At 72.4% G+C, this 14,093-nt stretch carries 14 protein-coding genes and 1 pseudogene; 8 read left to right on the forward strand and 7 right to left on the reverse strand.

Annotation, left to right across the window (positions count from 1 at the left end):
- Positions 1 to 298: 298 nt before the first annotated feature.
- Positions 299 to 1,054 carry a dienelactone hydrolase family protein gene (locus IEZ04_RS09720; RefSeq protein ID WP_189216324.1) on the reverse strand — a complete coding sequence of 252 codons (756 nt, stop codon included), beginning with the start codon at positions 1,052 to 1,054 and terminating at the stop codon, positions 299 to 301.
- Positions 1,055 to 1,459: 405 nt separating this feature from the next.
- Here IEZ04_RS09720 and IEZ04_RS09725 point away from each other — a divergent pair, with 405 nt between their 5' ends.
- Entirely contained in the window at positions 1,460 to 3,118 is a 1,659-nt protein-coding gene (locus IEZ04_RS09725; RefSeq protein WP_189216325.1) for a catalase, read from the forward strand.
- Positions 3,119 to 3,661: 543 nt separating this feature from the next.
- The gene (locus tag IEZ04_RS09730) at positions 3,662 to 5,428 is read left to right on the forward strand and encodes an ABC transporter ATP-binding protein (protein WP_189216326.1); all 1,767 of its coding nucleotides are present in this window, start codon (positions 3,662 to 3,664) and stop codon (positions 5,426 to 5,428) included.
- A gap of 142 nt (positions 5,429 to 5,570) precedes the next feature.
- On the opposite strand, the pseudogene IEZ04_RS09735 reads toward IEZ04_RS09730, so the two are convergent.
- Positions 5,571 to 5,949 (reverse strand): annotated as a pseudogene (locus IEZ04_RS09735) (DoxX family protein).
- 220 nt (positions 5,950 to 6,169) lie between these two features.
- Between IEZ04_RS09735 and IEZ04_RS09740 the strand changes: the two are divergent.
- From IEZ04_RS09740 to IEZ04_RS09750, 3 genes are all read left to right on the forward strand, one after another.
- On the forward strand, positions 6,170 to 6,352 hold the full coding sequence (locus IEZ04_RS09740; RefSeq protein WP_189216327.1) for a hypothetical protein: 183 nt from the start codon (positions 6,170 to 6,172) through the stop codon (positions 6,350 to 6,352).
- Between the two features lie 90 nt (positions 6,353 to 6,442).
- Complete coding sequence (locus IEZ04_RS09745) at positions 6,443 to 6,784, forward strand: hypothetical protein (protein WP_189216328.1); 342 nt, start codon at positions 6,443 to 6,445, stop codon at positions 6,782 to 6,784.
- A gap of 234 nt (positions 6,785 to 7,018) precedes the next feature.
- A complete protein-coding gene (locus IEZ04_RS09750) occupies positions 7,019 to 7,255 on the forward strand; it encodes a hypothetical protein (RefSeq protein ID WP_189216329.1) in 237 nt (78 codons plus the stop codon).
- Positions 7,256 to 7,396: 141 nt separating this feature from the next.
- On the opposite strand, the gene IEZ04_RS09755 is transcribed toward IEZ04_RS09750, so the two are convergent.
- On the reverse strand, positions 7,397 to 8,281 hold the full coding sequence (locus tag IEZ04_RS09755; protein WP_189216330.1) for a Gfo/Idh/MocA family protein: 885 nt from the start codon (positions 8,279 to 8,281) through the stop codon (positions 7,397 to 7,399).
- 257 nt (positions 8,282 to 8,538) lie between these two features.
- Here IEZ04_RS09755 and IEZ04_RS09760 point away from each other — a divergent pair, with 257 nt between their 5' ends.
- A complete protein-coding gene (locus IEZ04_RS09760; RefSeq protein ID WP_189216331.1) occupies positions 8,539 to 8,817 on the forward strand; it encodes a GlsB/YeaQ/YmgE family stress response membrane protein in 279 nt (92 codons plus the stop codon).
- A 209-nt stretch (positions 8,818 to 9,026) separates the two neighbouring features.
- Here the strand turns inward: IEZ04_RS09760 and IEZ04_RS09765 are convergent, their stop codons facing one another.
- The 3 genes from IEZ04_RS09765 to IEZ04_RS09775 all read right to left on the reverse strand — a co-directional run bounded on the left by IEZ04_RS09765 (position 9,027) and on the right by IEZ04_RS09775 (position 11,776).
- The gene (locus IEZ04_RS09765; RefSeq protein ID WP_189216332.1) at positions 9,027 to 10,487 is read right to left on the reverse strand and encodes an aminotransferase class I/II-fold pyridoxal phosphate-dependent enzyme; all 1,461 of its coding nucleotides are present in this window, start codon (positions 10,485 to 10,487) and stop codon (positions 9,027 to 9,029) included.
- Positions 10,488 to 10,624: 137 nt separating this feature from the next.
- The gene (locus tag IEZ04_RS09770; RefSeq protein WP_229820919.1) at positions 10,625 to 11,098 is read right to left on the reverse strand and encodes a hypothetical protein; all 474 of its coding nucleotides are present in this window, start codon (positions 11,096 to 11,098) and stop codon (positions 10,625 to 10,627) included.
- Between the two features lie 126 nt (positions 11,099 to 11,224).
- Positions 11,225 to 11,776 (reverse strand): ATP-binding protein, encoded by a 552-nt coding sequence (locus tag IEZ04_RS09775; RefSeq protein ID WP_229820920.1) that lies wholly within the window; start codon positions 11,774 to 11,776, stop codon positions 11,225 to 11,227.
- A 159-nt stretch (positions 11,777 to 11,935) separates the two neighbouring features.
- On the opposite strand from IEZ04_RS09775, the gene IEZ04_RS09780 reads away from it, so the two are divergent.
- Both IEZ04_RS09780 and IEZ04_RS09785 read left to right on the forward strand, forming a co-directional pair.
- A complete protein-coding gene (locus IEZ04_RS09780) occupies positions 11,936 to 12,166 on the forward strand; it encodes a DUF397 domain-containing protein (RefSeq protein ID WP_189216333.1) in 231 nt (76 codons plus the stop codon).
- 107 nt (positions 12,167 to 12,273) lie between these two features.
- The gene (locus tag IEZ04_RS09785; protein WP_189216334.1) at positions 12,274 to 13,191 is read left to right on the forward strand and encodes a helix-turn-helix domain-containing protein; all 918 of its coding nucleotides are present in this window, start codon (positions 12,274 to 12,276) and stop codon (positions 13,189 to 13,191) included.
- Between the two features lie 17 nt (positions 13,192 to 13,208).
- Here the strand turns inward: IEZ04_RS09785 and IEZ04_RS09790 are convergent, their stop codons facing one another.
- The gene (locus IEZ04_RS09790) at positions 13,209 to 14,027 is read right to left on the reverse strand and encodes an SAM-dependent methyltransferase (RefSeq protein WP_189216335.1); all 819 of its coding nucleotides are present in this window, start codon (positions 14,025 to 14,027) and stop codon (positions 13,209 to 13,211) included.
- Between the last annotated feature and the right edge of the window lie 66 nt (positions 14,028 to 14,093).

The following is a 14,093-nucleotide window of genomic DNA, read 5'->3' on the forward strand; positions in this document are numbered from 1 at the left end:
ACCTCCGTGCGAACTCGCTGTGGGGGGTGTGGGGATGTGGGGGTGGGGGTGAGCGTGGGGGGTTTGCGGTCCATACCAATGAGAGCGCTCTCAGCGTTGCGTGACGGCGAGGGCATGTCAATAGAAAGTTGTGAAGGTTGCGGTGACGGGTGACGCCCGGCCGCTCATGCCGCAGGAGCACCTGGTCGCCCATGGCACGACGAACGCCCGGTTCCTCGGGTCATGAGGAACCGGGCGGGGGCGGGCGGCGGGGGAGCCGGGCGCGGGCGGGGGCCGGGTGGCGGGGAGCCGGACGTCGTCAGAAGGTACGGCTCAGCAGATCCAGCAGGGCGGTCCAGTGGCGCTCGGCGGCCTCCTGGTCGTAGGCGGTGGTGTCGGCCTGGGTGTACCCGTGGTGCGCACCGGTGTAGACCTCTGCGCGGTGGCGGACGCCCGCCGCGGTGAGCGCCTCCTGCAGCCGCTCGATCTGCTCGGCGGGCAGGGCGTGGTCCTGGTCGGCGTGGCCGAAGTACAGCTCCGCGGTGATGCGGTCGGCCAGCAGGTGCGGGCTGTCCGGCGCGTCGGTGGCCAGGCCGCCGCCGTGGAAGCCGGCCGCGGCGGCGACCCGGTCCGGATAGTGCCCGGCGGTGCGCAGGGCCAGTCCGGCGCCCATGCAGTAACCGGTGAGGGCGACGGGCCCGTCCACGGTCAGCGGGCTCCCGGCCAGCCAGTCGAGGTACGCCCCCGCGTCCCGCACGGCCAGTTCGGGCGTCAGCGCCCGCATGATCGGCCCGAGCCGCTCGAAGATCTCCGGACGGCTCACCGGGTCGATCGGGTCCGGCAGCTCGACCACGGGGGCGCGTCCGTGCCGGTAGAAGACGTTGGGCACTAGCACGGTGTGGCCGGCCCCGGCCAGGCGGTCGGCCATCTTCTCCAGGTGGGGGCGCAGTCCGAAGGCGTCCATGTAGAGCAGGACGGCCGGGCGGGGGTCGCCGTCGGCGGGGTGGGCGAGATAGGCGTCGGCGGTGCCGTCCGGCGTCGGGATCTCCACTGCTGAACCTTGTACGGCGGTCATGGTGCGTCTGCCTCTCCACGTGCTTCTCGAGGTCTCTGCCGACACGGGACCCGGTGCGGGCCCCGCCGCGGGCCCCGCCACGGAGTCCGGTGCGGGCCCCGCCGCGGTCCGCCTCGGAGCCCGTGCGGGACCCGGCCGGGCTCCGGGGCGCGAATCCGGTGCGGCAGCCGCCGATCATCGTTTCACGGGACGTCCCGCGCCGCGCGACCGGATTCCGGATGTGGCGAGTCGCAGGTGCGTGCCGCGACGCGTGAGTCGACCGCGCCGTCCGGGGTACGCGGACGGCCAGCCGTCATCGGACGGTGACGGCTGCCGTCGGGTCGGCCCAGCGATCACACACGTCCGCGTCCTGGCGCGTGCCCGCCCGTACACCGCACAGCCGAAGCACAACGAAGGAGTGCGATCATGACCGACGTCTCGAGCCAGGGGCCTGCTCCCGGTGACGACCGGCCGGTCCTCACCAACCGGCAGGGCCATCCGGTCTACGACAACCAGAACCAGCGCACCGTCGGCGCCCGCGGCCCGGCGACCCTGGAGAACTACCAGTTCCTGGAGAAGATCAGCCACTTCGACCGGGAGCGCATCCCGGAGCGCGTCGTCCACGCGCGCGGGGTGACCGCGTACGGCTACTTCGAGGCGTACGGCGCCTGGGGCGACGAGCCGATCGACCGCTACACGCGGGCCAAGCTGTTCCAGGAGCGCGGCAAGCGCACCGACCTGGCCGTGCGCTTCTCCACCGTCATCGGCGGCCGGGACTCCTCCGAGGCGGCCCGCGACCCGCGCGGCTTCGCCGTGAAGTTCTACACCGAGGACGGCAACTGGGACCTCGTCGGCAACAACCTCGGCGTCTTCTTCATCCGGGACGCCATCAAGTTCCCCGACGTCATCCACGCCCTCAAGCCCGACCCGGTCACCTTCGAGCAGCAGCCCCGGCGGATCTTCGACTTCATGTCGCAGACCCCCGAGTGCATGCACATGCTCGTCAACCTCTTCAGCCCGCGTGGCATCCCCGCCGACTACCGCCACCAGCAGGGCTTCGGCGTGAACACCTACAAGTGGGTCAACCAGCAGGGCGACACCGTGCTGGTGAAGTACCACTGGATGCCGAAGCAGGGCGTGCGCAGCATGACCGAGGAGGACGCCGCCAACGTCCAGGCGCAGGGCCTCGGCCACGCCACCAAGGACCTGTACGAGGCGGTCGCGCGCGGTGACTACCCCGAGTGGGAGCTGCTGGTTCAGATCATGGAGGACCACGAGCACCCCGAGCTGGACTTCGACCCGCTCGACGACACCAAGACCTGGCCCGAGCAGGACTTCCCGCCCAAGCCGGTCGGCAAGATGGTGCTGAACCGCATGCCGGAGAACTTCTTCGCCGAGAACGAGCAGATCTCGTTCGGCACCGGCGTGCTCGTCGACGGGCTGGACTTCTCCGACGACAAGATGCTGGTCGGCCGCACGTTCTCGTACAGCGACACCCAGCGCTACCGGGTCGGGCCCAACTACCTGCAGCTCCCGGTCAACCAGGCCAGGAACGCCCAGGTGCGCACCAACCAGCGCGACGGCCAGATGGCCTACTTCGTCGACAACGACGGGGAGAGCCCGCACATCAACTACGAGCCGTCGCTGATGGGAGGCCTGCGGGAGGCCCAGTACCCGACCCACGACGAGCAGGGCCCGGAGATCACCGGCCGACTCACCCGCAAGCGCATCCCGCGCACCAACGACTACCTCCAGGCCGGCCAGCGCTTCCGGCTGATGGAGGACTGGGAGCGCGACGACCTGGTGAAGAACTTCACCGACCTCCTCTCCCAGTGCGACCGGCCCGTGCAGGAGCGGATGATCTGGCACTTCTTCCTGGTCGAGAACGAGCTCGGCGAGCGCGTGGGCAAGGGGCTCGGCATCGGTGCGGAGGACGTGAAGCACCTGGAGCCGCTGGCGAGCCAGGACCTCACCGACGAGGACCGTGAGCGCCTGGCGAACCTCGGCAACAACCCGCCCCGCGACGTCGAGGGTCTCACCATGACGCACTGCGTCCCCAACGAACGCCACGTCGTCGAACGCTGACGCCACCGACGGGAGCGACCGGAAACCGGGCCCGCCGGCTCCGCCCGGCCGCCCCGCCCGTCCACGACACCCGCCTTCCGGGACGCCCGGCCGACTGGCTCCGGACGTCCCGCTCGGGTGTTTCCCGGGCCGGAAGGGGAGAGCCGGCGGCCTGGACCATCCGGTCCAGGCCGCCGCCGCGTTCACCCACCCCCCGGCCCGTCCGGGCGACCCGCTGCGTGCGAGGCCGAAGGCGGTCGAGCGGCGAGGGCCCGGTGCACCTGCGGCGCCCCACGGCCCGGGGTGTCCCTCCGCTCGGGGGGCGGGCCCCGGTCCGGGAGCGTTTCCCGCTCGGGAGTGTTCCTGCGCCCGGGGCGGGCCCCGGCCCGGCAACAGGCAGGCTGAGTCCTGAGAGCGCAGGCACGGGCGGTCGTCGGGGTCCGACGACCGCCCCTCCACCCGCCGACGGCCCGGCGGGCGTTTCCGCGATCCGTGGTGTACTCCGGGTCGACTTGGGCAGTAAGCGCTTGCCCTTCACTCGGCCACTGGGGAGGAACCACCGTCGTGGCTTCACCGGAACGACCACTCGACCACCGTTACCGGGACGAACACCCGGTGCGCACACTCGCCTATCTGCTGCGTGCCGACCGCCGGCGGCTGGCCGCGGCCGTCGTCGTGTTCACGGTCAAGCACAGCCCCGTGTGGCTGCTGCCGCTGATCACCGCGTCCATCATCGACACCGTCGTGCAGCACGCGCCGATCGGCCAGTTGTGGCTGAGCGCCGGGGTCATCATGTTCATCCTGGTCGTCAACTACCCGCTGCACCTGCTCTACGTCCGCCTGCTGTACGGCAGCGTCCGCCGCATGGGCACCACCCTGCGCTCCGCGCTGGTCACCCGCATGCAGCAGCTGTCCATCGGCTACCACGCGCGCGTGAGCGCGGGCGTCCTCCAGGCGAAGGTCGTCCGGGACGTGGAGACCGTCGAGACGATGGTCCAGCAGACCGCGGAGACGGGCCTCGGCGCGATCACCGTCCTCACCGGCGGCCTGATCATCATCGCGGTGCGCACCCCCGAGTTCGTGCCCGTCTTCCTCGTCGTCGTGCCCGCCGCCGCCTTCGTCGTGGCCCGGCTGCGGGCCCGGCTGCGCACCCACAACGAGCACTTCCGCCTCGAGGTCGAGACCCTGTCGTCCAAGGTCACCGAGATGACACGGCTCATACCGGTCACCCGCGCGCACGGCCTGGAGGGCAAGGCACTGCACCGCATGGACGGCACCCTCCGCCGGGTGCTGCAGTCCGCGCTGCGCCTGGACCTGCTCAACGGGCGCTTCGCCTCCCTGGCCTGGGTGGTCCTCAACATCGTCGGCGTCCTGGTCCTCACGGGCGCGGCGCTGATCTCGTACTACGGCGTCTGGGGCGTCTCCGCGGGTGACGTCGTCATGCTCAGCGCCTTCCTGACCACGCTCACCAACTCGACCACGACCCTGGTGGGCCTCGCCCCGGTCATCACCAAGGGCCTGGAGTCCGTCCGTTCGGTGGGCGAGGTGCTCCAGGCGCCCGAGCTGGAGGACAACGAGGGGAAGACGAAGCTGGACGCCGTCCGCGGCGCCGTCGCCTTCCAGCGGGTCGGCTACGCGTACGACGACACGGAGCGCCCCGCCGTACGCGACTTCACGCTCTCCGTGGCACCGGGGGAGACCATCGCCTTCGTGGGGGCCTCGGGCGCGGGCAAGTCCACGGTGCTCAACCTGGTCATCGGCTTCATCCGCCCGACCTCCGGCCGGCTGCTGCTCGACGGCGCCGACATGAGCACCCTCGACCTGCGCACGTACCGGAAGTTCGTCTCGGTCGTGCCGCAGGAGTCGATCCTGTTCGACGGCACGATCCGGGAGAACGTGGCGTACGGGATGGACGACGCCGACGAGGACACGGTGCGCGCGGCCCTGCGCGACGCCAACGCCCTGGAGTTCGTCGACCGGCTGCCGCAGGGCCTCGACACCATGGTCGGCGAGCGCGGGGCGCGGCTGTCCGGCGGCCAGAAGCAGCGCCTCGCCATCGCCCGCGCGCTGATCCGGGACCCGAAGGTGCTCGTCCTGGACGAGGCGACCTCCGCGCTGGACACCCAGTCGGAGGCCCTGGTCCAGCAGGCGCTCGGCCGGCTGCTGCACGGGCGCACCACGTTCGTGGTCGCGCACCGGCTGTCGACCGTGCGGGGCGCGGACCGGATCGTCGTCATGGGCGACGGCCGCATCCAGGAGATCGGCACCCACGAGGAACTGCTCCGCCGGGGCGGCGCCTACACGGCACTCCACAGCGGCCAGGTCGCCTAGGCGGCGTACGGGGACGAGGGCGCGCCGCACGAAGGCGCCGCGTACGAGGGCGAAGTACCGCGGCGGACTGGTGCGGGCGACCCGCTCCTCCCGGCCGGCGCTCGGTGGCGTCGGGCAGGAGGTGCAGTCGCCCGCGAGGTCATCATGCCGGACGGCCGGCCGCCTCGGCGACGTTCCGCGCCCACAGGACGAGCGGCACCCGGAGCGGCAGCCGGGCGTACGCCACGGTCCGCGGCGCGGCGGGCCGGTCCCGCCAGTCGGCCGTCATCTTCACGTCGGCCGGGAACACCCCGACGAAGAACGCCGCCCCGGACCCGGCGGCCCGCCGGGTCCGGGGCGGCGCCGGCCCGGCGGCCGGCACCAGCTCCGCGACGCCGCTCGCGTACGTCCGGGTCCGCGGCGCCCCCGGCAGGGAGCGCGGGACGACCGTGTCGCACGGCCGTGGCCTGGTGAGGTGCGCGACGCCGGCCGTGGCCCAGCGGTCCGGTGAGCAACAGGGACGAGCGTTCCGGGCGGGGCATGGGTCCCCTCCGGTGGCGGCGGTGGCCCCCGCAGACCTCACTGGACGGTAAGTGCGGGGCGGACACCGACGGCCGGCGACCGCTCCGGGGTCTGCGCCGGTGCGTCGCGCTCCACAGGACCGGTTCCGTTTGTGCCGCCACCCTGCGGATACTCGCCAGACCCTCGCGGGAACCGCGCGAAACCGCGGACCGGAACCATCGATTCCCTGGAGGCATACCGGTGAGTGAGCAGACGCCGTCGCAGGCCGAGGGCGAGCGGGACGACTCCGCCGCCGCGGAAGCGGAACGCGGCGCCGGGGAGACCCGTGAGCACGCCGACACGCCCCGGAGCACGCCCTCCCAGGCGGAGGGCGACCGTGGCGACGAGAAGAACGAGCGGACTGCGGCCGACGGCCGCGAGTGAGCGAGGGAGGGCCGAGGAGAACCCGGGACGCGAGCCGTTCCGGTGCCCGGCCCCGACGAGAACGAGCGAGAACGAGAAGGAGCGAGCGCTGTGGCGGACCGGGAGCACGACCCGACGGAACAGGCCGGGCGCGACGCCTCGGGGGACCAGGGGTCCCGCGAGAGCACGGGCAAGGTGCCGGACCCCGCGGAGGGCGGGGACGAACGGCGGCCCCCCATCGGCAGGGGCGACATCGCTGCGGTGGCCGGCAGCGATGTGCAGCAGCAGGAGGTCGCGGAGGGACCGGTCGAGGGACTGCAGCCCGGGGAACGCGTGGAGCGCGGCCCCTGGCGGCCCCCGCTGGAGGTCGACCCGCCCTCCGCACCGGGGCTGCCGGGCGCGTCGGGCGACCCCGACGCCGTACGTGAGCAGAAGAAGCACGGCGGTCCGTGAGCCGGGTGTCCGGTACGGCACCCGCGGCCGGGGGAACGGCGCGTGAGGCCGTGTACGCGGTGAGTGAACGGGTACCCGCCCGGCGTTCCGGGGCCGCCACGCCGGCCGGCCCCGGCCGAGGCCGGCACCCGAACGCCGCACGAAGCCGAGCGACGGGGCCGACCTTCCGCAACCCGCTGAGCCCCGTCCGGTACGGACGGCACGGCGGCCCGCACACGACATGAGGAGGAACAAGTGAGCCACCAGACGGAGACCGGCGGCACGACCGGTACCGCGGACAAGGACTACAACCTCATCTGGTACGTCGAGGCCTGCCTGAACAACGCGCTGCGCCTGGAGAATTACATCCAGGACGCCGAACGCGAGAAGGACGACGAGGTCGCGGAGCTGTTCCGCAAGGCGCAGGCGGACAGCCGCAAGGGCGCCGAACTCGGCAAGGAACTGCTGCGCTCGCGGCTGGGCGGCGGCTGAGCACAGCGCTCGGGGCAGGGCCGCGCACGGCCCTCACCCTCCCCGTACCTCCACGGGCGGCGGGCCGACGCGTGACCGGACAGCACTCCGGGCGGCGTCGGCCCGCCGCCCGCCTCCCGTGGCGGTTCTCCGCCGGTTCCCCTACCGGCCGGCGCCCAGCCGGTCCTCCGCCGCCGCGAGTACCTCCGTCACGCGCAGCCCGAAGGCGGCGTCGCACGGGTGGGGGCGGCCGGTGCGGGCGGCGGCGAGGAGCGCGTCGGCGGCCCGTACGAGGGCGGGCACCGGACCCTCGTGGGGCATGGGCAGGACGGTCGTCCCCGCCTTGCCGCGCAGTTCGACGACGGCCCCGGTGGCCGCGGGCGGCGCGGTGAGGCTGAGGGTGAGGGTGCTCGACGCCCCGCCGGTGTGCTCCAGAACCAGGTGGACGGTGTCCAGGGGACCGCGTGCGGCGGCCGTCACCCGGGTCACGTCGCCGAGCACCGGCAGCAGCACGGACAGGGCGTGCGGGCCGACGTCCCACAAGGCGCCCTTCTCCTGTCGCCACGGCGACGCGGCGAACGGGCTGTCACCGCTGAACACCGCGCCGAGCCACTCGGCGCGCGCGGTGAACCAGCCGTCCACGGCCGCCTGTTCGGCGATCCACGCCTCCGGTGCGGGCTGGAACCGGGTGGTGAGGAAGACCACCGAGGCCACACCGGCCTCCGTGGCCGCACGCACCACCTCCCGGCCCTCCGTGACGTCCGCCGCGAGGGGCTTGTCGAGCAGCAGGTGGCAGCCCGCCCGCGCGGCGCGCACCGCGAGCGGTGCCTGGACGGAGGGCGGCAGGGCGACCGCCACCGCGTCCACGTCGGCGAGCAGTGCGCCGACGTCCTCGTACGCCCGCGTGCCGTGCCGTTCGGCCAGTGCCCGGGCCGCCTCCGGCCGCCGGCCCCACACGCCGGCGAACTCCAGTTCCGGATGCTCGCTCAACGCCGGGGCGTGGGCCGTCGCGGCCCACGGTCCCGTTCCGAGCAGTCCAGTGCGCATGCCGCAGCCCCTCTCCTAAGCCCTGCCGTACCGGTCCCCCGAGCGGCGGCCGGGGGACGGCCGCCCGTGCGCCGTGAGTCCTCCGCGCGGGCCCGCACGGCGCACAACCCCTCCCGTCCTGCCCTCGATCGGACCCGGCACACCTGCCCGGGGGCATCGACGAAACCTCAGCGGTATCTCGTCGGCACGGGGGTTTGCATCCGCCTTCACGGTGCATCCGGAGGGGGGACACACATTCGAACCACAGTGGAGGAACCGTGGGAATCATCGCTTGGATCCTGATCGGTCTGCTGGCCGGTGCCATCGCCAAGATGATCATGCCGGGCAAGGACCCGGGCGGCATCGTCATCACGATGCTGATCGGTATCGCTGGTGGCCTGCTCGGCGGCTGGCTGGGCAAGGTGATTTTCGGAGTTGACTCCATCGACGGCTTCTTCAGCCTGTCGACCTGGATCGCCGCCATCGTCGGATCGCTGATCCTGCTGGCGCTGTACCGGGTCTTCACGGGCAACAGCCGCTCGCACCGTCACGCCTGACCGGGTGACCGGGGGGCCGGAACACCTTGTGACCGCACGGCGGACCACCGTGCCGACATCAGGGAGCACGGCAGGGTTCGGCCCGGTGAGGGACATCCCTCACCGGGCCGAACCCTGCCGTGCTCCTCCCTCTTCCTCATCTCCCGCATGAGGGAGCGGTGCGACCGGGGCGCCGGGGAGCGGTTCGCTCCCCGGCGCCCCGTGGCCGATCACTTCGCGACGACCCGGAAGGTGTCCAGGGAGGCGTCGGCGGCGTCCGGGATGAGCACACCGGCGGCGAGCCCGCTGCGCAGGTAGTCGACGATCTCCGGGGTGATGACCTCCCCGGGGGCGATGACGGGCACTCCCGGCGGGTACGGGGTCACCATCTCCGCCGCCACCCGGCCCGCGGCCTTGTCCGCCGGTACCCGCTCCGCCGCCGCGAAGAAGGCGTCACGGGGGAGCATGGCCTGCTCCAGCTCCAGGGAGCCGGACTCCGGCAGCCGCGTCCGGGGGCGCTGCTCCAGGGACCCGGCCCGCTCGGTCAGGCTCCGCAGCGCGTCGCACAGCAGCTGCTCGGTGCGGTCGTCGTCGGCGTGGGTGAGGCTCGCGCTGATCCGGCAGGTGTCCGAGGCCCCCATGTCCACGTGCCACTCGGTGCGCAGCCACTCGGTGGCCTGCATCCCGCTGATGCCCAGGTCGCGCACGTCAATGGTGATCTTCAGCGGATCGAACTCCGCGGTGAGCCCCTCGCGCACGATGTCGTCGCCCATCGGCCGCAGCCCGGGCATGTCCGCGACCGCCGCACGCACCCGCCCGGCGCGCCGCAGCGCGCCCTCCAGCAGGTCGTGCCCCTGCTCGACCATCTGCCGGCGCCACCCGTCGAGCGTCGCGTACACCAGTGTGGAGGCGCTGGTGGTGCCCAGCAGGTCCTCCCGCTGCTTGAGCACGTCGGGCGAGATCCGGTCGCCCTTCAGATGGAACACCGAACTCTGCTCGATCGCCCCGCCCATCTTGTGCACGCTGGTGACGACCAGGTCGGCGTCGGCGTCCATGCCCCAGGCCGGCAGGCCGGGGTGGAAGGGCAGATGGGCGCCCCAGGCCTCGTCGACGATCAGCGGTACGTCGCGTTCGTGACACACGGCGGCGACCCCGCGGATGTCCGCGCAGGACCCCCAGTCCGTGGGCGTGATCAGCAGCATGCCCTTGGCGTCCGGGTGGGCCTCGAACGCCCGGCGCACGTCGTCGGGCTCCGGCGGATGGGCCAGGTGCCGCTCCGCGTCGAACTTCGGGTGCACCCAGACCGGCGCCACCCCGTTGACGACGAGCGCGGAGACCACCGCCTTGTGCGCGTTGCGCGAGACGAGCAGCTTCTCGCCCGGTCCGGCCACGGACACCATCGCCGTCTTCACGGACAGTGAGCTGCCGCACGTGGAGAAGAAGGCATGGTCGGCGCCGACCGCGTCCGCCATCAGCTCCTCGGCCTGCGAGACGATGCCCTGTGACTGACGGCGGTCGTCGAGGCCGTTGAGGGACAGCACGTCGGAACGGAACACCCCCTCGCCCAGGACCTCCACGACCCGGGGGTCGGCGCCCCTGCCCTGTTTGTGCCCCGGAGGGCCGTACGCCACGTCCCCGCGTCGCCTGAACTCCACCAGCGCTTCCAGAACCGGGACCCGCGAGTGATCCATGGTCCACCTCCTCGGCACGTCGAACACGGGCGGTCCGCGCCCGTCCGGTCACCGAGTACCCGGAACGCGCCGGGTGCGCCATCTCGGCACGCGCTGCGCCCCGGACGGCACACTCCGCGTGCGGGGCCGGGCGGGGCTCAGGCGGCCAGCGCGGTGGCCAGCTCCTCCGCCGCGCGGACGACTTCGGGGTCCGGGTCGCCGAGGAGGCACGGCAGGAGGTCGCGATGGGCCCGTACGGCGGCCCGGGCCTCCTGCTCCCACCCCACGTAGTCGTCGGTGTAGTGGAGCAGCTTGGGATAGGCGGCGGCCATGTCCTCCCACTGCCGCGCGGCGACGACGCAGGACAGCAACTGGATGATCTGCGGACGGCAGGTGACCTCGGGCCGCCGGGCCAGCTCCCACAGGAAGGGCACGGTGGCGGCCGTCGCCTGTTCCACCACGAAACCGTACTGGCAGATACGTTCCCGCAACCGCCGCAGGGCGTCCCGCGCCGTGGCGAGGTCGTCGGAGGCGATGGCGGTCAGCAGATCCGGGATGGCCGCCGCGGATCCGCTGGAGTCCTTGATCTCGTGCCAGGGCACGTCGTCCAAGGTCGTCAGAGGTGTGGCCATGTCTGCTCCTGCGGCGGTGTCAGGTCGTGCTCCGGTTACGGACGCGTCGCGTGGTACTGCGTGCAGGGACTTCTTCGGAGGTGGGGATGGTCTCCTCCCGTGTTCCCCGGGTGTTCTCTCCGGGCATCAGGCGCGTGGTGCGGCGGGCAGCAGCGCCCAGACGGTCTTGCCGGCGGGGGAGCCCTCCAGCCAGCCCCATCGCTCCGACAGGGCGCCGATCAGGTGCAGCCCGCGCCCGTTCTCCTCGAAGAGGTTGTCCTCGGGGCGCCGGACGACGGGCGGTGCGTCGGCCGGGTCGGCGACGGCGCACAGGACGTGTCCGGGCCCGAGGGCGAGGCCGAGCCAGACCTCGGCGGCGCCGGCGGGGGCGTGCGGCAGGGCGTGCGTGACGGCGTTGGCGGTCAGTTCCGTGACGACGGTGACGGTGTCGTCGCAGCGGTGGTCCAGCGACCATCGGCGCAGGGTGTCGCGGGTGAAGTCCCGCGCCCGGGCGAAGCACTGCGGACCGCCGCTGATGGGGAACGCGACGGAAGTGGCCGTGCGCCCTGGCGCGTTCGGCTGACGGTACGTTTTTTCAGCTCCGGCTCCGGCCGAGGCCATGCCTGCGGCGCCGGCTGTTGCTGCGGCCTCGGTTCCGGCCGGTGCGGTGCGATGCGCTCGGATCACGTGTGAGGACACGGCCGTCTCCCTGATGTGACGTCAGGTTGCGGCGCCGCTGACGCGGTTGACGCCACGGCTATTATTCACGCAGACAGCACCGGCGTGCAATTGCACGCGAAATTGCGCCTGATGGACAGATGGTGTGGCACGGGGACGACGGTGAACAAGGAGGACTCGGTGCCGGCAGTGCCCAACGGAATACGGGCGAGCTCCCTGGGGGCCCGCTGGACGAAGAGCCGGCGCAGCAACGCCGAGGGCAACTGTGTGGAGGTCGCCTCCCTGGCGGACGGAAGCATCGCCGTGCGCAACTCCCGTCACCCCGACGGCCCGGCCCTCGTCTACACGCCGACCGAGATGGCCGCGTTCCTGGCCGGTGCCAAGGACGGGGACTTCGACCACCTGGTGTGACGTCTGGCGCGCCGGGCCAAGAGGGCCGTTTCTGCGGTCCACTGCGGCGTATCCGGCCAAGTGCGATAATCTGGGTCTGATTTCTGCCCGCGAGCTGGGAGTCAGGGATGTCCGCAGAGCCGCACCGTCTCTCCCGCCTCGAACCGTATCTGCACCGTCCCGAGCCCGCTCCCACGCTGTTGAAGATGCTGGTGGGCGTGCAGTTGGCGGGGATGCGCGAGGATGCCGGCCACTCCCAGGACCAGGCGGCGCGGGCGCTCGGCTTCAGCCCGGCGAAACTGTCCCGCATCGAGGCGGGCAAGGGCCGCCGCCCCCCGGCGGAGGCGGACGTCCGGGCGCTGCTCACGCTCTACGGCGCCGACGAGCACGAGGCCTCGGTGCTGCTCAAGCTGCTCCGGCGGGCCGGTGAGCCGGGCTGGTGGCAGCGCTACGACAAGCGGCTGATGCCCGAGTGGTTCGACCGGCTGGTCGGGCTGCAGGAGGCGGCCGCGACCATCCGTACCTTCGAGATCCAGTACGTCCCGGGACTGCTGCAGACACCCGCCTACACCCGCGCCGTGGTCGAGCGCGGCCTGCCGGCCGCGTCGGCCGACGAGGTGCAGCGGCGGGTCGAACTGCGCAGACGCCGGGGCGAGTTGCTGCACCGCGCGGAGGCCCCGCAGTTCTGGGCGGTGCTGGACGAGTCGGTGCTGCTGCGGGTCCTGGGCAGCCGCGCGGTGATGCGGGAGCAGCTCGAGCACCTCGTCAGGATGGCGCAGCTGCCCCATGTGACCGTGCAGATCGTCCCGTTGGACGTGACGGACGCGTCGGCGCCGGCGATCCCCGTCACGTACCTCCGGTTCGGCGGTCTCGACCTGCCCGACATCGTCTACCTCGAGCACATAAGAAGCGCCAACTTCCTGGAGGACCGTGACGAGACGGAGGAGTACCGGCTCGCCCTCGACCGGCTGGCCGACGACGCCCTCGACCCGCGCGCCTCCCTGAGACTGCTGAAGGACACGCTGGAGCGGCGCTACCCGGCATGACACCGGCCGGCGGAGCGCTACCGGATGCGGCCCACCCCGCCGAACTCGATCCACTCGTGCGTGAGCTGACGGGGCGCCACCTCCGTGTCGGGCCGCCAGGTCGACACCTCCACCAGGCCCGGCTCCAGGACGTCCAGCCCGTCGAAGAGCTCCGCCACGTCCTTCTCCTGGCGGACACGGCCCCAGTGCCCCTGGGTCGTACGGTCCATGAAGCCGGTGACGAAGTCGCGGACCCGGGGGTCCTCGCTGACGAGCTGGCACATCACCATGAAGCTGCCCGGGACCAGGCGCTCGGCCACGCGCCGGGCCACGGCCCGCGGGCCGTCGGTGTCGCTGTCGGGGATGCAGTGCAGCACCGACACGAACAGCGCGGCCACCGGCTGCGAGAAGTCGATCAGGCGCGCGGTGTCCGGGTGGGAGAGAATGCCGTCGGTGTCGCGCAGGTCGGCCTGGATGACGGCGGTCTGCTCGTTCTGGTCGAGCAGCGCCCGGCCGTGCACCAGGACCATCGGGTCGTTGTCGACGTACACCACGCGTGCGGCCGGATCGACGCCCTGCGCCACCTGGTGCACGTTGTCCTGGGTGGGCAGCCCGGAACCGTGGTCGAGGAACTGGCGGACGCCGTACTCGGCGGCCAGCGTCCTGACCACCCGCCGCAGGAAGCGCCGGTTGTTCAGCGCCAGGGCGCGGGTGCTGGGCACGACCTTGTCCAGCTCCTCGACCGCCGCCCGGTCCGCGGCGTAGTTGTCCTTCCCGCCCAGGTAGTAGTCGTACATGCGGGCCGCCGTGGGCACGGTGGCGTCGATGGACGTGGACAACTGGCTTCCGGACTGCATCCGCCCCCCAAGTCTGTGTCGCGCCTGTGACGGGCGCACCGATGAAAACTCATCCTAGGGATTCGA

It is taken from the genome of Streptomyces ruber (assembly GCF_014648075.1).
GTDB classification, from domain to species: Bacteria; Actinomycetota; Actinomycetes; order Streptomycetales; family Streptomycetaceae; genus Streptomyces; species Streptomyces ruber.

What these genes read in the sequence shown, in the direction of transcription:
- IEZ04_RS09720 (WP_189216324.1), bottom strand. Translation starts at nt 1,054, where the DNA reads ATGACCGCCGTACAAGGTTCAGCAGTGGAGATCCCGACGCCGGACGGC.
- IEZ04_RS09725 (WP_189216325.1), top strand. Translation starts at nt 1,460, where the DNA reads ATGACCGACGTCTCGAGCCAGGGGCCTGCTCCCGGTGACGACCGGCCG.
- IEZ04_RS09755 (WP_189216330.1), bottom strand. Translation starts at nt 8,281, where the DNA reads ATGCGCACTGGACTGCTCGGAACGGGACCGTGGGCCGCGACGGCCCAC.
- IEZ04_RS09765 (WP_189216332.1), bottom strand. Translation starts at nt 10,487, where the DNA reads ATGGATCACTCGCGGGTCCCGGTTCTGGAAGCGCTGGTGGAGTTCAGG.
- IEZ04_RS09770 (WP_229820919.1), bottom strand. Translation starts at nt 11,098, where the DNA reads ATGGCCACACCTCTGACGACCTTGGACGACGTGCCCTGGCACGAGATC.
- IEZ04_RS09785 (WP_189216334.1), top strand. Translation starts at nt 12,274, where the DNA reads ATGTCCGCAGAGCCGCACCGTCTCTCCCGCCTCGAACCGTATCTGCAC.
- IEZ04_RS09790 (WP_189216335.1), bottom strand. Translation starts at nt 14,027, where the DNA reads ATGCAGTCCGGAAGCCAGTTGTCCACGTCCATCGACGCCACCGTGCCC.